At 62.8% G+C, this 19,954-nt stretch carries 18 protein-coding genes; 14 read left to right on the top strand and 4 right to left on the bottom strand.

All coding sequences use genetic code 11. From position 1 onward, the window contains the following. Positions 1-73: 73 nt before the first annotated feature. Positions 74-391, bottom strand: coding sequence for a DUF6763 family protein (locus DWB85_RS03805; RefSeq protein WP_117953032.1), 318 nt, complete (start codon positions 389-391; stop codon positions 74-76). A 272-nt stretch (positions 392-663) separates the two neighbouring features. Here DWB85_RS03805 and DWB85_RS03800 point away from each other — a divergent pair, with 272 nt between their 5' ends. Both DWB85_RS03800 and DWB85_RS03795 read left to right on the top strand, forming a co-directional pair. Next, a complete protein-coding gene (locus tag DWB85_RS03800) occupies positions 664-1,761 on the top strand; it encodes a mechanosensitive ion channel family protein (protein ID WP_420820249.1) in 1,098 nt (365 codons plus the stop codon). Next, positions 1,758-2,498, top strand: coding sequence for an S-methyl-5'-thioinosine phosphorylase (locus DWB85_RS03795; protein WP_117952874.1), 741 nt, complete (start codon positions 1,758-1,760; stop codon positions 2,496-2,498). The genes DWB85_RS03800 and DWB85_RS03795 overlap by 4 nt, the downstream gene beginning before the upstream one ends. Here the strand turns inward: DWB85_RS03795 and DWB85_RS03790 are convergent. Together DWB85_RS03790 and mfd are read right to left on the bottom strand one after the other, a co-directional pair. Beyond that, entirely contained in the window at positions 2,492-3,532 is a 1,041-nt protein-coding gene (locus tag DWB85_RS03790) for a CsiV family protein (protein WP_117952873.1), read from the bottom strand. The genes DWB85_RS03795 and DWB85_RS03790 overlap by 7 nt on opposite strands. Then, on the bottom strand, positions 3,532-6,996 hold the full coding sequence (mfd, locus tag DWB85_RS03785; protein ID WP_117952872.1) for a transcription-repair coupling factor: 3,465 nt from the start codon (positions 6,994-6,996) through the stop codon (positions 3,532-3,534). Before mfd ends, DWB85_RS03790 begins: the two co-directional genes overlap by 1 nt. 167 nt (positions 6,997-7,163) lie before the next feature. On the opposite strand from mfd, the gene DWB85_RS03780 reads away from it, so the two are divergent. From DWB85_RS03780 to DWB85_RS03725, 12 genes are all read left to right on the top strand, one after another. Beyond that, complete coding sequence (locus DWB85_RS03780; RefSeq protein WP_117952871.1) at positions 7,164-8,636, top strand: glyceraldehyde-3-phosphate dehydrogenase; 1,473 nt, start codon at positions 7,164-7,166, stop codon at positions 8,634-8,636. A gap of 341 nt (positions 8,637-8,977) precedes the next feature. Next, on the top strand, positions 8,978-10,321 hold the full coding sequence (locus DWB85_RS03775; protein WP_117952870.1) for a Na(+)-translocating NADH-quinone reductase subunit A: 1,344 nt from the start codon (positions 8,978-8,980) through the stop codon (positions 10,319-10,321). Between the two features lie 3 nt (positions 10,322-10,324). After that, positions 10,325-11,521: an NADH:ubiquinone reductase (Na(+)-transporting) subunit B gene (locus DWB85_RS03770; protein WP_117952869.1), complete on the top strand. Its 1,197-nt coding sequence runs from the start codon at positions 10,325-10,327 to the stop codon at positions 11,519-11,521. Continuing rightward, positions 11,511-12,284, top strand: a complete 774-nt coding sequence (locus tag DWB85_RS03765) for a Na(+)-translocating NADH-quinone reductase subunit C (RefSeq protein ID WP_117952868.1) — start codon at positions 11,511-11,513, stop codon at positions 12,282-12,284. Before DWB85_RS03770 ends, DWB85_RS03765 begins: the two co-directional genes overlap by 11 nt. A 2-nt stretch (positions 12,285-12,286) precedes the next feature. Continuing rightward, positions 12,287-12,949 (top strand): NADH:ubiquinone reductase (Na(+)-transporting) subunit D, encoded by a 663-nt coding sequence (locus DWB85_RS03760; protein WP_117952867.1) that lies wholly within the window; start codon positions 12,287-12,289, stop codon positions 12,947-12,949. 1 nt (position 12,950) lies between these two features. Next, the gene (nqrE, locus tag DWB85_RS03755; RefSeq protein WP_117952866.1) at positions 12,951-13,559 is read left to right on the top strand and encodes an NADH:ubiquinone reductase (Na(+)-transporting) subunit E; all 609 of its coding nucleotides are present in this window, start codon (positions 12,951-12,953) and stop codon (positions 13,557-13,559) included. Positions 13,560-13,575: 16 nt separating this feature from the next. Then, positions 13,576-14,799, top strand: coding sequence for an NADH:ubiquinone reductase (Na(+)-transporting) subunit F (gene nqrF / locus DWB85_RS03750; protein WP_117952865.1), 1,224 nt, complete (start codon positions 13,576-13,578; stop codon positions 14,797-14,799). A gap of 68 nt (positions 14,800-14,867) precedes the next feature. Continuing rightward, positions 14,868-15,878: an FAD:protein FMN transferase gene (locus DWB85_RS03745; RefSeq protein WP_205422654.1), complete on the top strand. Its 1,011-nt coding sequence runs from the start codon at positions 14,868-14,870 to the stop codon at positions 15,876-15,878. 23 nt (positions 15,879-15,901) lie between these two features. Further along, positions 15,902-16,138, top strand: a complete 237-nt coding sequence (gene nqrM, locus DWB85_RS03740) for a (Na+)-NQR maturation NqrM (protein ID WP_117952863.1) — start codon at positions 15,902-15,904, stop codon at positions 16,136-16,138. Positions 16,139-16,153: 15 nt separating this feature from the next. Continuing rightward, positions 16,154-17,413, top strand: coding sequence for a lipoprotein-releasing ABC transporter permease subunit (locus DWB85_RS03735; protein WP_117952862.1), 1,260 nt, complete (start codon positions 16,154-16,156; stop codon positions 17,411-17,413). Then, positions 17,406-18,086 carry an ABC transporter ATP-binding protein gene (locus DWB85_RS03730; protein ID WP_117952861.1) on the top strand — a complete coding sequence of 227 codons (681 nt, stop codon included), beginning with the start codon at positions 17,406-17,408 and terminating at the stop codon, positions 18,084-18,086. The genes DWB85_RS03735 and DWB85_RS03730 overlap by 8 nt, the downstream gene beginning before the upstream one ends. Continuing rightward, positions 18,083-19,324 carry an FtsX-like permease family protein gene (locus DWB85_RS03725; RefSeq protein ID WP_205422653.1) on the top strand — a complete coding sequence of 414 codons (1,242 nt, stop codon included), beginning with the start codon at positions 18,083-18,085 and terminating at the stop codon, positions 19,322-19,324. The genes DWB85_RS03730 and DWB85_RS03725 overlap by 4 nt, the downstream gene beginning before the upstream one ends. Here DWB85_RS03725 and DWB85_RS03720 read toward each other — a convergent pair. Beyond that, the gene (locus DWB85_RS03720) at positions 19,308-19,892 is read right to left on the bottom strand and encodes a DUF2062 domain-containing protein (RefSeq protein ID WP_117952860.1); all 585 of its coding nucleotides are present in this window, start codon (positions 19,890-19,892) and stop codon (positions 19,308-19,310) included. The two genes, DWB85_RS03725 and DWB85_RS03720, sit on opposite strands and share 17 nt — an antisense overlap. Between the last annotated feature and the right edge of the window lie 62 nt (positions 19,893-19,954).

The raw sequence follows: 19,954 nt of genomic DNA, 5'->3' as shown, positions 1-19,954 counted from the left end.
GCGACAGGTAACAGTTGGCAGGTGCCCCGCCGCGGGCAGCGCGGCGATGGTGGGGTGCGCGGGGTGAGGTGGCTTAGAAGTCCTCAACCCCGTACATGGCGTCTGGCTCGATGGAGTTGATCGGGTTGGTCCAGTCTTCCGGCTGCATGGGCAGGTCCGGGTCGAGCATGTCCTCATCGTCAAGTTCGAAGGCGCTGCGCCAGTCCTCGGGCGCTTCCGCCCGCTCCAGCAGCATCTCGCGCCAGGCATCGAGGTCGTACTCGGCCACCTCGCCATCCAGGTACTGGATTTCGATGGCCAGGTTGGTGGGGTCCCAGTCGATCACTTCAAACAGTGCGTGGGTTTGCAGGTCCTTGTACCATCCCCCTGTCACGGGGCTGAGCATTTTCATGTGGCTGTCCTCAGGCATTTCTGCAGTGTGGCAGTCCAACATATCACTCTGGCCAGGCCTGTCCATTATGTGAAAACGCTATAAACGAAGATCGCGAAATTACCTTTGATTAGTTGCCGTTTCTTTTCAAAACAGATCAACCAGTTGCGTTACACTCCCAGAGTTGACTTCAATCCCTGCTGGTTTTTATATACCGTTTTAGGAATAAATTTGATTATCAAAATGAAAAATTCGTCTAAAAAACCTGCGCTTGCATTGCCGGGAGGAATGCCATGGGCGGCCTGATGGAGATGCTTGCCGACGCCGCGGGGGCGCTCGGCGTAGGCCCGGAGCTGCTGTCCCTGGCGGTGTTGCTGGTTTGCGGCTTCATTGCCCACCTGGCCCTGGGGATGCTGGTGAATCACCTGCACAATGCGGCCAGCCACAGCCGCTTTAACTGGGACGATGTGGTGGTGACCGCCCTGGAAAAGCCGGTGCGGGTGGTGCTGTGGGTGGCGGTTGCCTATCTCGCCCTGGAAATCTATACCCTCGGCGACGGGGTGCAACGGCGGCTGCTGCAGGCCTACGACACGGCCCTGGTGTTGCTGATCGCCTGGTTCGTACACCGGCTCATTCACGGTGTCGAGCAGGAACTGCTGGAGGCCCGCGACCGCGCGTCCTCCGACAAGGCCACGATACGCGCGGTAGCGCAGTTATTGCGTATCACCCTCTGGGTAACCGCCGGGCTCGGCGTCTTGCAGAGCATCGGTGTGTCGATTTCCGGGCTGCTCGCCTTTGGCGGTATCGGTGGCATCGCGGTGGGCTTTGCCGCCAAGGACCTGCTCGCCAATTTCTTTGGTGGCCTGAGTATCTACCTGGACCGGCCCTTCACCACCGGCGACTGGATTCGCTCGCCGGACCGCAATATCGAGGGTACCGTGGAAGACATTGGCTGGCGGCTGACCCGGATTCGCACCTTCGACCAGCGGCCGCTGTACGTGCCCAATGCGGTGTTCAGCCAGATCGCGGTGGAGAACCCCAGCCGGATGAATAACCGGCGCATTTACGAGACCGTCGGCATTCGCTACCAGGATGTGGGCCGGATGGCGGCAATCGTGGAGCAGGTGAAGTCCATGCTGCAAGACCACGAAGAAATCGACCTGTCGCGAACGCTGATCGTCAACTTTGTCGCCTTCGGGCCTTCCTCGCTGGATTTCTTCGTCTACACCTTCACCAAAACCACGAACTGGGTGCGCTACCATGAGATCAAGCAGGACGTCATGCTGAAGATTCACGACATCATCGAGGCCAACGACGCCGAGGTTGCGTTCCCGACACGGACCCTGCACGTGGAGCAGGTAATGCACATGGGCTCGGAGGACCGGCAATGACAGTGCTGGGCATCATCGGCGGCACCGGTATCGACCAGCTCGAGGGCCTGGAGATTGTAGACAACCATGCCGTTGAAACGCCCTACGGCGACCCCTCGCGCGTGCTCCAGGAGGGGCGGCTCGGCAGTACCCGGCTGTTTTTTCTCCAGCGCCACGGCAGCCCGCGAGCAATTCCCCCGCACCTGATCAACTATCGCGCCAACCTGTGGGCGCTGCGATCACTGGGGGTGAGCGATGTGGTGGCGATCAACGCCGTGGGTGGCATCAGCGCGGCCATGCGCCCCGGGCGGCTGGTCATTCCCGACCAGCTGATCGACTATACCTGGGGCCGTGAGCACACCGTCGACACCGGTGAGCACGATACGCTCATGCATATCGATTTCACCGAGCCCTACGACCGGGCCCTGCGCCAGCGCCTGCTGGCTATTGCCAGCGAACAGGCCATCGCCCATGAGCCCGCCGCCGTGCACGGCGTGAAGCAGGGCCCGCGGCTGGAGACCGCCGCCGAGATACGGCGGATGGCGAACGACGGCTGTGACCTGGTGGGCATGACCGGCATGCCCGAGGCCTCCCTCGCCCGGGAACTGGGCCTGGCTTACGCCAGCGTGTGCATGGTGGTCAACGCGGCGGCGGGGCTGGATGACGCGCCGCTGACCCTGGATGCGATGCGCGCTACCCTGCAGCGGGAGGCGGCGGTGGTGAGCCAGTTGCTGGGGGCGCTGGCGGCGACTTACTGAGCGGCCGCCTGCTGTTCGGCAATCTCCGCCTCAGCCATGGCCTGCAGTTGCTCCTCATCCAGGGGCATGAGCTTGATCACGACCCCCAGCAGGGGGTGGTCGAGGTAGTGCACTTCCTTGCTGCGCATCCTGCGGCTCTGCTGCATCAGCACCGCGTGGCGCCAGGGGTAGACGGGGCCGGCATCTTCCTCCAGGGCTGTCTCGCCGACGGCCGGCAGGGCATCCTCGACGGGATCCTGTTCTGCGTCCATGGCAGCATCAACCGCGAAATAGTCCTCCTCTGCCGGTTCCGGTTCCTCCACGATCAGGGAAACCGGGCCCAGGGGGGGCGCTGGCATCTGCCAGGCCCCCGGCAGGTAATCGCCGGACGTGTTGAGCCAGAGCCTGGTCTCCAGGTGCAGGTAGCGCGCGATATGCAGGGTGACGCTGCCCTGCAGGCGCGGCCATTCCCCGCTGTCACCGGAGCGGTCGATAATCAGCGGCAGGGCGGCGCCTTTTTCCCGCACCGGTTGCACCCAGGTTTCGTGGAACAGGGTCTTGTAGTTGCCACTGCGCTGCATGTACGCCGCCTTGCCGTAGAACTCTGCGCTGCTGCGGGGCAGGGCGACAAAGGGCGTCGGGGTCAGGGGCAGGGCCGGCGGCGGTTCCGCCGCAGCGTCCACAGGGGGGGCTTCCTCCTCCGGGGGCGGGGATGCTGCTTCCCGGCGCGGGATATCCGGGGTTGGCGCCGGCTCTTCTGCCAGTGGCTCGGGATAGGGGCGCAGGAACTGGCGGCCGAATTCATCCACTTCGCTGGTGCCCTCGTGCGCCTCGGCGCGGGCGGCGACCTGCTGCGGGTAGACCAGGAAACGTCCCGTATCCGGATAGGCCAGCGTTGGCAGCGGCTCCCACTGCTCGTCGCTGGCGCCGTTCTCATGGCTGAAGATCAACAGCTCGACCTGGTACCAGCGTTCCTCCTCGGCGACCGCGGGGGCGCTGAGTAAACCGGCTGCCAGGGCCAGGCAGGGGACTAGCGGGGACTTCAGGGTAGGCATCAGGCAGCGTCTTCCGTGGCATCAGTGGCAAAGGTGTTGAGCAGGTCCTCGACGTACCGCAGGCGGTTGACCTTGTCGTCCAGGTCGCGCTCGAAACGCAGGCGGGTTGCGCCGGCCAGTTTGTAGGAGCGGGGATCGCCCTGCACCAGCTTGACCAGTGACAGTGGGTTGACCCGGGTGCTCTCCTTGAACTCGATACTACCACCACTGGCGCCCGCTTCAATCGAACGAATGCCAAGGGACTGCGCTTGCAGCCGCAGGCGCGACACCTCGAACAGGTTGCCCACCTGCTCCGGCAGCAGGCCGAAACGGTCTATCATCTCCACCTGCAGCTCGCGCAGCTGCTCGTCATCGGCCGCCGCGGCGATACGCTTGTACAGCACCAGGCGGCTGTTGATATCGGGCAGGTAGTCTTCCGGGATCAGCGCCGGTATGTGCAGGTTGACCTCGGTGCCCGCGTCCAGGGGCGCATCGACGTCCGGTATCTCGCCGCGCTTGAGGGCGGCCACGGCCCGCTCCAGCATGTCCATGTACAGGGAGAAGCCCACCGAGTGGATCTGGCCGCTCTGTTCATCGCCCAGCAGTTCGCCGGCGCCGCGAATCTCCAGGTCATGGGTGGCCAGCAGGTAGCCGGCGCCCAGGTCGCCCGCTGCCTCGATGGCCTCCAGCCGCTTGCCGGCGTCGGCGGTAATGGCGGAGCGGGGCGGTGTCAGCAGGTAGGCGTAAGCCTGGTGGTGGGAACGCCCGACCCGGCCGCGCAACTGGTGCAACTGGGCCAGGCCGAATTTATCGGCCCGCTCGATAATGATGGTGTTGGCATTGGGAATGTCGATGCCGGTTTCGATAATGGTGGTGCACAGCAGGATGTGGTGGCGCTGGTGATAGAACGCCGACATGACCTGCTCGAGTTCGGTTTCCCGCATCTGGCCGTGGGCCACGCCGACCTTGAGCTCGGGGACCAGTTCCCGCAGTTTGCGCGCGCTCTCCTCGATGGACTTGACCTCGTTGTGCAGGTAATACACCTGCCCGCCGCGCAGGGTCTCCCGCAGGACTGCCTCTTTGATAAGGGCAATATTGTGCTCGCGGACAAAGGTCTTGATGGACAGTCGCCGCGCCGGCGGGGTGGCGATGATCGACAGGTCACGCATGCCGCCGAGCGCCATGTTGAGGGTGCGCGGAATCGGTGTCGCGGTCAGGGTGAGGATGTCTACCTCCGAACGCAGGGCCTTGATTGCCTCCTTCTGCTTGACCCCGAAACGGTGCTCCTCGTCAATAATCAACAGCCCGAGGTCGGCGAAGCGGAAGTCCGACTGCAGCAGCTTGTGGGTCCCCACCAGAATGTCGACCTTGCCCGCGGCAATGCGCCGGGACACCGCTTTCATCTCGGCGGCGGACTTGAAGCGGGAGACCACCTCGACATTTACCGGCCAGTCGGCAAAACGATCACAGAAGGAACTGTAGTGCTGCTGGGCGAGCAGGGTGGTGGGCACCAGTACTGCCACCTGTTTGTTGTTCTGGCAGGCGATGAAGGCGGCACGCATGGCCACCTCGGTCTTGCCAAAGCCCACATCGCCGCACACCAGCCTGTCCATGACCCGGGGGCTGCACATATCGTCCACCACCGTGCGAATCGCCAACTCCTGGTCGGGCGTTTCCTCGAAGGGGAAGGCGGCGCTGAAGCGGGCGTAGGCCTCCTGGTCCAGCTGGAAACTGAAGCCCTGGCGGGCCTCCCGCCGCGCGTATACCTCCAGCAACTGGGCGGCGATATCGTTGGCTTTTTCGCTGGCCTTGCGCCGGGCCTTGTCCCACTGCTCCGAGCCGAGGGTGTGCAGTGGCGCCAGGTCAGGGTCGGAGCCGGCATAGCGGCTGATCAGGTGCAGGGAGGCCACCGGCACGTAAAGTTTCGAGCCGCGGGCATATTCCAGGGTCAGGAACTCCGCTTCCTGGCCGTCCACCGCCAGGGTCTGCAGGCCCACGTAACGGCCGACACCGTGCTCGAGGTGGACCACGGGCACACCTTCGCGCAATTCGTTGATATCGCGGAACACGTTGGCACTGGCGGCCTCGGCGCTGGCCCGCCGCCGACGCCGCTGGGCCACCCGGTTGCCGAACAGCTGGGTCTCGCAGACCAGGGTGGGTTTGCCGGGACCGAAGTACAGGCCCCGGTCCAGCGGGGCGGTGGCGATGGCAAAGGGCTCCCCGGAGTCGAGGAACTGGTGCCAGCCGGCGACGGCAGGGGGCTTGAGACCCTGCTCGCGAAGCGACTGCAGCAGGATTTCCCGGCGCCCGGCAGATTCAGCGCAGAGCAGCACCGGACCCTGGTGCGCGTCGATGAACCGGGCCAGGTTGGCCGCGGCGGAGGTCACGGTCTGGTCGCTAGCCAGGTCCGGCGGGGGCAGCACGCTGGTCTGCTGATGCACCGGTGCCTGCGGATTGTGGCGCAATTCGAGCACCGGGAACTGTTTCAACTGACGGTAGAACTCCGCCACCGGCAGGAAACCCCTCTCCGGCGGTAACAAGGGCCGGCGCGGGTCGATACCGTACTCCTCGAAACGGCTGCCCACTTCCTGCCAGAAATGTTCGGCCGCATGGTGGTGATCGCCGGTGGCAATCACTGCCGCCTGCTCCGGCAGGTAATCGAAGAGGGTGGCGCAGTCATCAAAAAACAGCGGCAGGTAGTACTCGCAGCCGCCAGGGCTGCGGCCGGCGCTGACTTCCGCGTAGGTGGGGCAGCTGTCGTGATCGACGTCGAATGTATCCCACCAGTTCATCTGGAAGCGGGTGATGGCGCTGCTGTCCAGGGGGTATTCCCGCGCCGGCAGCATATTGATGGCGCTTACCTTTTCCACCGTGCGCTGGGTTTCCGGATCGAAGGTGCGCAGGGTGTCGACCTCGTCGTCCAGCAGGTCGATGCGGTAGGGCAGGGCGGAACCCATGGGAAAAATGTCGAACAGCGAGCCGCGCAGGGCGAACTCGCCGTGCTCGAATACCGTTTCCACATTGCGGTAGCCGTTGCGCTCGAGATTGCGACGGAAGCTGGCCAGATCGATGCTCTGGCCCTGTTCCAGCAGCAGGCTGGACCCGGCCACATAGTGGGTGGGCGGCAGCCGGTGCATGAGGGTTGAAACCGGAACAATCAGCACCCCGCCCTGGAGGCGGGGCAGCCGGTACAGGGTGCTCAGCCGCTCCGAGATGATGTCCTGGTGCGGCGAGAAATTGTCGTAGGGCAGGGTTTCCCAGTCGGGAAAGGCCAGTATCTCCAACTCCCGGTCCAGGTAAAAGGGCAACTCGCGCTCGAGAGCCAGCGCGGCGCTGGTATCGGCGGTGATGACGACCAGCAGGCGGGAGGGGTCTGCTAGTTCGGCGATACAGCGCGCATCGGCGCCGCCGTAAAAGGGGCCGAGGGCGGTGCGGGAACCGGCTTGGTTCGGCCAGGGAGTGGCCTGGACCAGGGAAGTGAACATACCAGTGCTTCGGATATTTAATGAGGAGCGCATTGTAGCGCGGCCCCGGCGGCCGCCTCCAGTGTATTGCCGCTATTGATAGCGGGTATGCGCCACGGGCGGCTTGCGTGGCAAGGGCCATCAGACGATAATACGCGCCCCTTAATACCGCCAAGGACTGACAAACCGTGAATGACCGCAAGAGAGAACGTCCCGACGATTATTTCAAGGACTGGAAAGAGCGCGAAGCCCTGGCTGAAGGCATGATTCCCCTGGTGGGCAGCCTGGCCCGGGAAAAGAGCGTCAAATGCTACATCTACGGCAAATCCCTGGTAAACCGCTCCGTGCTGGAGATCATGAAAGACCACCGCTATGTTCGCCAGGTCGAGGCGAACGAGCTGTCAGAATTCGAGACTTTCCCGGTGATCACCGAGCTGAGCAAGCTGGGCCTGGGGCCTGCCCATATCGACGTGGGGCGCCTGGCGGTGAATTATTACGATAAGGGTGCGGGCGAGAACCTGACGATTGAAGAGTATGTGCGGCGGGAAGTGGCGGAAGACATCGGTTCCACCGACAAGCCGCTGGAGCAGCCCCAGGACGTGGTCCTGTACGGCTTTGGCCGCATCGGCAGGCTGATGGCCCGGATCCTGATCGACAAGACCGATGGCGGTGACACCCTGCGCCTGCGGGCGGTGGTCGTGCGCAAGGGCAAGGCCCCCAATGACCTGGTCAAGCGCGCCAGCCTGCTGCGTCGCGACTCGGTTCACGGCGCTTTCGACGGCACCATCCGCGTGGACGAGGAGCGCCAGAGCTTTGTGGCCAACGGTAACGAGGTCAAGGTGATTTATGCCGACAGTCCCGACACCATCGATTACACCGAATACGGCATCAACAATGCCATCGTGGTGGATAACACCGGTGTCTGGCGTGACGAGGCCGGCCTGTCGCTGCACCTGAAGAGCAAAGGCGTGTCCAAGGTGATCCTGACCGCGCCGGGCAAGGGTGAGCTGAAAAACGTGGTGCACGGCATCAACCACGACATTATCGACCCCAGCGACCGCATTATTTCCGCGGCTTCCTGCACCACCAACGCGATCGCGCCGCCGCTGAAGGCCATGGATGACGAATACGGCATCCGCGCCGGTCACGTGGAAACCGTGCACGCCTTCACCAACGACCAGAACCTGATCGATAACTACCACAAAGCCTCCCGGCGCGGCCGCGCCGCGCCGCTGAACATGGTGTTGACCGAAACCGGCGCTGCATCGGCTGTCGGCAAGGTGCTGCCGCAACTGTCTGGCCGCCTCACCGGCAATGCGATCCGGGTGCCCACGCCCAACGTGTCCATGGCGATTCTCAACCTGACCCTGAACCGTGAAACCACTGCCGAAGAGGTCAATGAGTTCATGCGCACCCGGGCTCTGCATTCATCGCTGCGCAAGCAGATCGACTATTCCAATTCCCCCGAGGTCGTGTCCACCGACTTCGTCGGCTCCCGTCACGCCTGTATCTTTGACGCCCAGGCGACCATTGTGAATGGCAACCAGGCGGTGCTCTACCTCTGGTACGACAACGAGTTCGGTTACAGCTGCCAGGTGCACCGGATCCTGGAGCAAATGGCCGGTATTGACTATGCGGTGTACCCGAAAGAGGGTGCCTGAACCAGTCACTGGCATCTGTCCATTCCCGCCCGGAGATGGACAGATGCCGGACGCTGCCGTTGCCATGAATAGAGGCTCCGCCTAACCCTTTTGTGGTAGTTTTACCGCGCCGGAAACAGCGCTAAAACCTGTTCAAAATCAAAGAATTGACGGCTGAAATGTGGCGTTTTTAGGGCGCTTCCCCTATAATGCGCGCGGTTTTGGGACAGGTGGCATCATGTGTCATCCCGCGGTGGCAGAAATCACCACTGCGACAGTGGCGTTTGCAGCAGTTATTCAGTAGATTTGTTCCCTGTAGTCGTCCCCGGTCAACTCACACACTAGTTCTGTAGGCAGATCGTATGATCAAGATCAAGCGGGGTATGGATATCCCTATCCAGGGAGCTCCCCAGCAAGTTATTGAAGATGCACCTGCGGCGCGCGCGGTTGCGCTGGTCGGATTCGACTATGTGGGCATGAAGCCCACGATGGACGTGAAGGAAGGTGACCGGGTCAAACTCGGCCAGCTGCTGTTCACCGACAAGAAGACCGAAGGTGTTCGTTACACTGCACCCGCCTCCGGGGTGGTGTCGGCGATCAACCGCGGCGCCCGGCGGGTGCTGCAGTCGGTGGTTATCGATATCGACGGCGACGAGGCGGAGTCCTTTGCCAGTTACAGTGCCGCCGACGCCGCCGCGCTGGATGCCGGGACCATCCGCAGCCAGCTGATCGAGAGCGGTCAGTGGACTTCCCTGCGTACCCGCCCGTTCAGCAAGGTGCCCGCCATCGACAGCGAGGCATCTGCCATCTTCATCACCGCCATGGATACCCACCCGCTGGCGGCAGATCCCACCGTGATTATTGCCGAGCAGGCTGATGCCTTCGCCCTCGGCCAGGATATCCTCGCCAGGCTGACCAGCGGCAAGGTGTATGTGTGTATCGCGGCCGGCGCCAGCGTGGCCACCGGCAAGGCCGGCAATATCGAAACAGCCGAGTTCGACGGGCCCCATCCGGCAGGACTGGCCGGTACCCATATCCACTTCCTCGAGGGGGTGAGCACCAGCAAGGTGGTGTGGCAAATCGGCTACCAGGATGTTATCGCCATCGGCCGCCTGTTCCTGGACGGTCGCCTGTACACTGACCGGGTCATCTCCCTGGGCGGTCCCCAGGTTGAGAATCCGCGCCTGCTGCGCACCCGCCTGGGGGTGGATCTGCAGGCCCTCTGCGCCGGCCAGCTCAAGGACGGTGACAACCGCATCATTTCCGGCTCAGTGCTGGGCGGCCGTGGCGTCGCTACCGGTACCGCCTACCTGGGCCGCTACCACAACCAGGTGTCGGTGTTACTGGAAGGTCGGCACCGGGAATTCATGGGCTGGCTGTCGCCGGGCGTTAACAAGCACTCCAGCCTCGGCATCTACCTGAGCAGCTTTTTCGGCCTCAAGCCGCTGGCGATGACCACCAATACCAATGGTTCCGAGCGGGCCATGGTGCCGGTGGGGCAATACGAAACCATCATGCCACTGGATATCCTGCCCACCCAGCTGTTGCGGGCGCTGATTGTCAGTGATACCGACACTGCCCAGAGCCTGGGTTGCCTGGAGCTGGAAGAGGAAGATCTCGCCCTGTGCACTTATGTGTGCGCCGGCAAATACGAGTATGGTCCTATCCTGCGGGATAACCTGACGCTGATCGAGAAGGAGGGTTAAGACGTGGGATTGCGCAAGTTTCTTGACGATATCGAGCACCACTTTACTGAAGGTGGCAAGCTGCAGAGCTGGTATGCGCTGTATGAGGCGGCGGACACCATCTTCTATTCACCGTCTTCGGTAACCCGCAGCACCGCCCACGTGCGCGACGGGATAGACCTCAAGCGGATCATGATCACCGTCTGGCTGGCCGCTTTCCCGGCCATGTTTTACGGCATGTGGAACCTCGGTTTCCAGGCCACCGACGCGATGGGTGCCGGCGCCGCGGTTGAAGGCTGGCGCGGCTGGCTGATCGAACTGCTCGGCGGTTACGACGCCAGCAGCCTGTGGCACTGTTTCTGGTACGGCGCGGTGTTTTTCGTGCCTATCTATGCGGTGACTTTCATCGTAGGGGGGTTCTGGGAAGTCCTGTTCGCCATGAAGCGCGGCCACGAGGTGAACGAGGGTTTCTTCGTCACTTCCATCCTGTTCGCCCTGATCTGCCCGCCGGACATTCCCCTGTGGCAGGTTGCCATGGGCATCAGTTTCGGTGTGGTCATCGGCAAGGAAGTGTTCGGTGGCACCGGCAAGAATTTCCTCAACCCGGCGCTGACGGGCCGCGCATTCCTGTATTTCGCCTACCCGGCACAGCTCTCGGGTGACGCGGTCTGGGTGGCGGTTGACGGCTATACCGCGGCCACGCCCCTGTCCATCGTCGCTGCCGACGGTATGGCGGCGCTGCAGTCAACCGTTTCCTGGACCGACGCGTTCCTCGGCAACATTCCGGGTTCCGTGGGCGAGACCTCGACCCTGGCTATCCTGATCGGCGGCTTCGTCCTGCTGGCCACCCGGGTAGCCTCCTGGCGCATCGTATCCGGTGTGTTCCTGGGCATGGTCGTTCTGAGCACCCTGTTCAACATGGTGGGCTCCGACTCCAACCCGGCCTTCGCCATGCCCTGGTACTGGCACCTGGTCACCGGCGGTTTTGCCTTCGGCATGATTTTCATGGCGACCGACCCGGTATCTGCTGCCATGACCAACTCCGGCAAGTGGGCTTTCGGTATTCTCATCGGCCTGATGACGGTGTTGATACGGGTGGTCAACCCGGCGTTCCCCGAGGGCATCATGCTGGCGATCCTGTTCGCCAACCTGTTCGCCCCGCTGATGGATCACTTCGCGGTCCAGGCAAATATCAAGAGGAGGCTTGCCCGTGTCCAGTAACGACAGTATTTCCAAGACCCTGATCGTCGCATTCTCCCTGTGTATTGTCTGTTCGGTGATTGTGTCCACCGCGGCGGTAGTGCTCAAGCCGGCCCAGGAGGCCAACCAGTCGCTGGACCGCAAGCGCAATATTCTCTCGGCGGCCGGCATGCTGGAAGAGGGCAGCAGTGTTGAGGAGCAGTTCGCCAAAATCGAGACCCGTGTGGTAGACCTGCGCACCGGCCAGTTTACCGATGCGGTTGATCCCGCCAGTTACGACCAGCGGGCGGCTTCCAAGGATCCGTCCATGTCGGACAAGCTGAGCACCGACGAGGATATCGCCAAGGTGTTCCGCCGTGAACACTATGCCCTGGTTTACCTCGCCGAGGATGCCCAGGGAGATATCGGCAAGATCATCCTGCCCATCCGCGGTTATGGCCTGTGGGGAACCCTGTACGGCTTCATCGCCCTCCAGGGCGACGCCAACACCGTGGCCGGGATCGGCTTCTACGAGCACAAGGAAACCCCCGGGCTCGGCGGTGAGGTGGATAACCCGCGCTGGAAGTCCCTGTGGGACGGCAAGCAGGTCTACAAGGACGGCGACATCGAGCTGACCGTGATCAAAGGCACTGTCGATCCCGCGATGAAGAATTCCGAGTACAAAGTGGACGGCATGGCCGGCGCGACGCTGACCACCCGTGGCGTTTCCAACCTGGTCCAGTTCTGGCTGGGTGAAAGCGGCTTCGAGCCATTCCTTAACAACCTGAAATCCGGGGAGGCCTGAGCGTGGATTCCATCAAAGAGACACTGACGAGCCCAATTTTCAAGAACAACCCGATCGCCCTGCAGATCCTCGGCGTCTGCAGTGCGCTGGCGGTGACCTCCTCGTTGCAGGTCACCCTGGTGATGTGTATCGCCCTGACCTCGGTGTGTGCGTTTTCCAACCTGGGCGTCTCCCTGATTCGCAAGCACATCCCCGGCAGTATCCGCATCATTGTGCAGATGATCATTATCGCCTCCCTGGTAATCGTGGTTGACCAGGTGTTGAAAGCCTACGCCTATGCCATCAGCAAGCAGCTGTCGGTGTTTGTCGGCCTGATCATCACAAACTGTATCGTCATGGGCCGGGCGGAAGCCTTCGCCATGAAAAACCCGCCGCTGCCCAGCTTCTTCGACGGGGTCGGCAACGGCCTCGGCTACTCGGTAGTACTGATCAGCGTGGCGGTCATCCGCGAACTGTTCGGCGCCGGCAAGCTCATGGGTTATGAAATCCTGCCGGTCGTGACCGAGGGTGGCTGGTACGTCCCCAACGGCCTGCTGCTGTTGCCCCCCAGCGCCTTTTTCCTTATCGGTGGCTTTATCTGGGTTCTGCGCAGCGTCAAGACCGATCAGGTGGAAGAGCCTGACTTCAAAATGGCCAAACACACCGTAGCGAGGGAGGGCGTCTAAGATGGAAGCTTTACTGAGTTTGTTCGTACGCTCGATTTTCATCGAGAACATGGCCCTGGCCTTCTTCCTGGGCATGTGTACCTTCCTGGCGGTATCCAAGAAGATCCAGGCAGCCTTCGGCCTGGGTGTGGCGGTGATCGTGGTACTGACCATTACCGTGCCGGTTAACAACCTGATCTACAACTACCTGCTGGCGGACGGCGCGCTGGCCTGGGCCGGCTTCCCCGACCTGGACCTGAGCTTCCTGGGCCTGCTGTCCTACATCGGCGTGATCGCGGCCCTGGTGCAAATCCTGGAGATGTTCCTCGACAAGTACGTACCCGCGCTGTACAACGCCCTGGGCGTGTTCCTGCCGCTGATTACCGTGAACTGCGCCATCCTCGGCGCCTCCCTGTTCATGGTCGAGCGTGACTACAACTTCGCGGAATCAGTGGTCTTCGGCGCCGGCGCCGGCGTTGGCTGGGCCCTGGCGATTGTGGCTCTGGCCGGTATCCGCGAGAAGCTGAAGTACTCGGACGTGCCCGACGGCCTGCAGGGACTGGGCATTACATTCATCATCGTCGGCCTCATGTCACTGGGCTTCATGTCCTTTGGCGGCATCGATATCTAAGCGGGATTGAACTGATATGGATATGACAATTGTATTCGGCGTGGTGATGTTCACTGCCATCGTGCTGGCGCTGGTAGCGGTTATTCTCGTTGCCCGTTCCTCACTGGTGAGCTCTGGCGACGTCAACATCGAGATCAACGGCGAGAAAACCATCACCGTTCCCGCCGGCGGCAAGCTGCTGCAGACCCTGTCCGAATCAGGCCTGTTCCTGCCTTCGGCCTGCGGTGGCGGCGGCACCTGCGCCCAGTGTAAATGCATCATCAAGGAGGGTGGCGGTTCCATGCTGCCCACCGAGGAATCCCACTTCACCAAGCGCGACGCCGCCGAGGGCTGGCGCCTGTCCTGCCAGGCCGCGGTCAAGCAGGACATGAAGATCGAGGTGCCCGAGGAAGTATTCGGGGTCAAGCAGTGGGAGTGCACGGTGGAGTCCAACCCCAATGTGGCGACCTTCATCAAGGAACTGACCCTGCGCCTGCCCGAGGGTGAGAACGTCGACTTCCGTGCCGGCGGTTACGTACAGCTGGAGTGCCCGCCGCACCATGTAAAGTACTCGGACTTCGACATCGAGGAAGAGTACCGCGGCGACTGGGAGCACTTTGGCTTCTTCAAACTGGAGTCCGTGGTCAAGGAGCCGGTGATTCGCGCCTACTCCATGGCCAACTACCCGGAAGAGAAGGGCGTGGTGAAATTCAACATCCGTATTGCCACACCGCCCCCCGGCAGCGAAGGCATTCCGCCGGGCATCATGTCCTCCTGGGTGTTTAACCTCAAGCCTGGCGACAAGGTCAAAGTGTATGGCCCCTTCGGCGAATTCTTCGCCAAGGATACCGATGCCGAGATGGTGTTCATCGGTGGTGGTGCCGGTATGGCGCCCATGCGCTCGCACATCTTTGACCAGCTCAAGCGTCTTCACAGCAAGCGCAAGATTTCCTTCTGGTACGGGGCCCGCTCCCTGCGTGAGATGTTCTACGTCGAGGATTACGACGGCCTGGCGGCGGAAAACGACAACTTCGAGTGGCATGTCGCCCTGTCCGACCCCCAGCCCGAGGACAACTGGGACGGCCTGACCGGCTTTATCCACAATGTGCTCTACGAGCAGTACCTGAAGGATCATCCCGCGCCGGAAGACTGTGAGTACTACATGTGTGGACCGCCGATGATGAACGCGGCGGTGATCCAGATGCTGACCGACCTCGGGGTCGAGCCCGAAAACATCCTGCTGGACGATTTCGGCGGCTGATGATCCGCCGTCCAGTACCAGCCAGAAGCCACTCCCTGGAGTGGCTTTTTTACGTCCGGGCCTCGCTGTTGGCGCTGCTTGTGGCCGGGCTTGCCGCGTGCGCCCGGGACGCCAGCCTGCTCAAACTCGGCGGCCAGACCATGGGAACCACCTGGTCGGCCACCCTGATACTGCCGCCGGACTCCGACCAGGAGGAACTGCAGCTGCTGGCCGGCATAGAGGCACTGCTGGAGTCGGTCAACAACAGCATGTCCACCTACCGCGAGGATTCGGAGATATCCCGTTTCAATCGAACGCCGGTGGGGGAATGGTTTCCGCTGTCTCAGGGTTTCTATGAGGTGCTGTCTGCGGCCATGGCCATTGGTTGGCAGTCCGGCGGCGCCTACGATGTCACCGTCGGGCCGCTGGTCAACCTCTGGGGCTTTGGTCCTGGCGGCCAGGCGCCCGAGCCGCCGGCTGATGCCGCGATTAAGTCCGCCATGGCGCGCGTTGGCCAGGATTACCTGCGGGTGGATGGCGAGGCGCTGCGGCTGCGCAAGGACGCCGATGTCTACCTGGACTTTTCCTCCATCGCCAAGGGCTTTGCGGTGGACGAGATCGCCCGCTACCTGGGCGCTGCCGGGATCAGCAACTACATGGTGGAAGTGGGCGGCGAGATGCGCCTGTCCGGCTACAGCCCGCGCGGTGACAGCTGGCGGGTTGCCATCGAACAACCGCAGGCCGGCGGATTCGGTATTGCCCGCACGATTTACCTGGGCAATGCTGCCGTGGCCACCTCGGGAGACTACCGCAACTTTTTCGAGGTTGACGGTAAACGCTATTCCCACAGTATCGATCCGCGCACGGGCCGGCCGGTGGCACATGAACTTGTGTCGGTGACTGTTGTCCACCCAAGTACGATGATGGCAGATGCCTGGGCCACGGCCCTGACCGTGCTGGGGGCCGACGAGGCCTTCGCAGTGGCGCAGGCGCAGGGATTGGCGGTATATTTGATTCAGCGCGAAGGGCAGGGCTTCAGCAGCCGTCACACCGATGCGTTCGCCCCTTACCTGGTCGAAGCAGAGACCGGACAACAGTAAGCTCGCGCTTACGGAGGAAGACTATGAGCCTGTTTGTGATCACCGCAGTTTTTATCGGCCTTGTCATGGCCGCAATGGCCGTGGGGGTGATGATGGGCCGCGGGCCGATCAAGGGTTCCTGTGGCGGCATGGGTGCCCTGGGTATCGATACCTCCTGTGATATTTGCGGCGGCGACCCCAAACGCTGTGACGAGGAGACCCGCGACGGCCAGAACAGCCGCGAGAACCCCGATCTTTTCTATAACGCCGACCGCAAGTAGCGGACGCCCGCCCGCTTGAGTGCCCGCGGTCACGCCATAGTTAACTACGCCCCCTTTATCGGCCTGCGCTACAGTTTTTCCCGCAAGCGCAATCGTTTCACCTCGGTTATCGCCCTGGTTTCCATGCTGGGTATGGTGCTCGGGGTGGCTTCCCTGGTGACAGTGCTGTCAGTAATGAACGGTTTTGGCAACGAACTGCGCGGCCGGATCCTGTCCCTGGTGCCCCACGGGTTTGTCAGCGCGGAGGAGGGCATAGAGGACTGGCAGGCGCTGGCGGCCGCTATCGAAGCGCAGGCGTCGGTGGTGGCCGTAGCGCCCTATATTTCCGCCAAGGTGATTCTCGCCAGCGGACGTACCCTGCGCGGTGGCGTGCTCACCGCGATTGACCCGGCACTGCAGGCACAGGTCTCCCGTATTCCGGCGGCCATGGTGCAGGGCAGCCTGCAGAGCCTGGCGGAGCCCGGATTCCCGGTGGTGCTGGGGGCATCCCTGGCGCGCATGCTCGCGGTGCGAACCGGTGATACGGTGGAGGTCACGGTGCCCCGGCTGACGATGACGCCGCTTGGCGTATTCCCGCGCAGCAAGCGCCTGACGGTCACCGGCATATTTGAAGTGGGCGCCCAGCCCGACTCCTACCAGGCCTACATCGGTCTGCGCAGCGGCCAGAAACTGCTGGGACCCGCGGCCGGGGTCGATGGCCTGCAGCTGAAAACCGCTAATCTGTACACCGCACCGCAGACCATGAATGCGGTGGCGGACACGCTGCCGCCGGGGCTGACGGTGCAGGACTGGAGCCAGACCCAGGGTTCCCTGTTCCAGGCGGTTAAAATGGAGAAGATCATGGTCAGCCTGTTGCTGCTGTCGGTGGTGGCGGTGGCGGCATTTAACATCGTGTCCACGCTGGTGATGTCGGTGGCGGAAAAGCGCCGCGACATTGCGGTGCTGCGCACCATGGGAGCGCGGGCAGGCGGCATCATGGCCATTTTCGTCGCCCATGGCCTGGGGCTGGCGGCCGTCGGCATCAGCCTGGGGGCAGTGTTGGGCGTGGTCTTGGGCCTCAATATTTCCGCTATTACTGTCTTTGTCGAAAACCTGCTGGGAGTGAAATTGTTCGACCCTTCCGTGTACTTTATTTCCCAGCTGCCCTCGCAGCTGCTGTGGACCGATGTCGCCGCGGTGGTGGCGGCGTCACTGGCGTTGAGTTTACTGGCGACTCTCTATCCCGCCTGGCGGGCCGCCCGGGTGGCTCCGGCGGAGGTCCTGCGCTATGAGTGAGCCGGTGCTGCAGTGCCGCTCGCTGGGGCGCAGTTACCGCGATGGCGACCGCTCCGTCGAGGTGCTGAACGGCGTTGAACTGACCCTGCAGGCCGGCGAGAAGGTGGCTATCGTCGGCGCCTCCGGCTCCGGCAAGTCGACCCTGCTCAACCTGCTCGGCGGGCTGGATACCCCCAGCGAGGGACAGGTGCTGCTCTGTGCCCGGGACCTGGCGACGCTGGATGAGGCCAGCCTGTGCCGGATGCGCAATCGTCACCTGGGCTTTGTCTACCAGTTTCATCACCTGCTGCCGGAATTTGACGCCCGGGAAAATGTGGCCATGCCATTGATCATCGGTGGCCATTCGCGGCGCGCGGCGCTGGCGCGGGCGGCTGACATGCTCGAGCGGGTAGGCATGCAGCACCGCCTGGATCACCGCCCGTCCCAGCTTTCCGGCGGCGAGCGCCAGCGTGTTGCCATCGCCCGGGCCCTGGTCACCGAGCCGGACTGCGTGCTGATGGATGAACCCACCGGCAATCTCGACCCCCATTCCGCCGCCCAGGTGCTGGCCCTCATTGATGCCCTGGGCGAGCTCAGCTCGGCCTTTGTGGTGGTAACCCATGACCCGGCCATCGCCGCCCACATGCACCGCACGCTGGAACTGCTCGAGGGGCGGCTGGAGGCACGGGCGTGAACTGGGCGGAACGTGGGCGACTGGCGCGGCGTTACACCTTTGCCCACGGCCAGGGGCACCTGTCTACCTTCCTGTCATCCCTGTCCATGCTGGGACTGGTACTGGCTATTGCGCTGCTGATCGTGGTGCTGTCGGTGATGAACGGTTTCGACCGGGAAATGCGCGAGCGCATTCTTTCCCTGGTGCCGCATATCACCGTGTATTCCCACCAGCCGATGGCGGACTGGCGGGAGCGCCGTGCCGAGGTGCTGCAGCATCCGCAGGTGCTGCAGGCCAGTCCGTTCACCCAGTTCGACAGCCTGTTCATGCGCGGCGCAGATATCGAAACCGCCCAGGGCATCGGCGTGGACGCGGCCGACCCCGCCAGCGAGACCCTGCTGGCGCTGCTGCCCGCCGCCCAGCGAACCACCTTTGTCGGCAGGGCAGATGCCCTGGTGCTGGGGGTCGGTATCGCCCGCCGCCTGAACGCCCGGGTGGGTGAGACTCTGACCCTGATCGTTCCCGGCGGCGGCCTGACCGGCGATACCGGCGCCACCCGCTTTGAAGCGCTTTACCTGGCGGGGATCGTCGATACCGGCACCGAGCTTGACCAGGGGGTGGCCCTGTTGCACCTGAATACCGCCTCCCGGCTGGCCGGGCTTGGTGACGCGGTCAGTGGCCTGCGGCTGGTGAGCAGCGACTTGTTCCAGGTCCGCCGGATCGGCTGGGACGTGGTCAACCAGTTGCCCGTGGGTCACTACGCCACCAACTGGATGATGACCCACGGCAACCTCTATGCGGCAATCCAGCTGTCCCGGGACCTGGTCAGCATCCTTTTGTTTTCCATCATCGCGGTGGCGGCCTTCAATGTGGTGTCATCACTGGTATTGGTAGTGTTCGACAAGCAGGACAATATCGCCATTCTGCGAACCCTGGGCGCGTCCGGTGCGGATATCGCCTGGATATTCGTGCTGCAGGGCGCGATGATCGGCGCCGTCGGCGTCGTCAGCGGCAGTCTGCTGGGGGCGCTGCTCAGCCAGCTGGTGCCGGCAATGGTGGCGGGGCTGGAGCAAGTGCTCGATATCCGTTTCCTCAATACCGATGTATACCCGGTGTCCTTCCTGCCGGTGGACCTGCTGTTGCGGGATGTGTTGGCGGTGGCGGGCGTGGCCCTGGGCATGTGCCTGGTGGCGGCTATTTACCCGGCCCGGCGGGCGGCACGGCTGGCCCCCGCCGCAGTGCTCAATCAGGAGCGTTGACGGGCGTCTCTTCCAGCTTGGCGGATGCGGCCTCGGCCAGCACCTTTTGTGCACGCCGTCGCCGCCGGCGGCGCTCGCGCAGCATTCTCGCTACCCGCAAACGCCACAGGATATTGATGACAAAATAACCCAGTGAGCCGAAAAACAGGCCGCATAGCAGGCAACCCAGCAGGAAGGGTTGCCAGACATCCTCCAGCCGGTGCGCCAGCCAGTGAAAACTCAATTCGAATTCAAGCGCTTGCAAGGGGACGCCGATAATCATCGCTCCCAGTTTGTAGGCCAGGAAAAAAACCGCCGGCAGGGTTACCGGGTTGGTGATCCACACCAGTCCAACGGACAGAGGCAGGTTGCAGCGAACCAGAACCGCCAGTGCCGCGGCTACCAGCATTTGCCCGGGAATGGGCATAAAGGCGATGAACAGACCGACGAAGAACGCCATCGAGGCGGAGTAGCGATTGATGTGCCAGAGATTGCCGGCATAAATCCATTCGCCCAGAATGCGCAGTGACCTGATTCGTCGCATCCGCTCAACGCTGGGGGTAATGGACTTTAGGGTTTTCTTTGGCATCGCCCGCCTGATCGCATTTGCTCTGTCGCTTTCCCTGGCAGCGTGGTTCACTGTGCAGGTAA

Source organism: Seongchinamella sediminis, assembly GCF_003457605.1.
GTDB classification, from domain to species: Bacteria; Pseudomonadota; Gammaproteobacteria; order Pseudomonadales; family Halieaceae; genus Halioglobus; species Halioglobus sediminis.
Note: the sequence above shows the minus strand (reverse complement) of the source record. Positions and strands in the feature narration are given on the sequence as shown.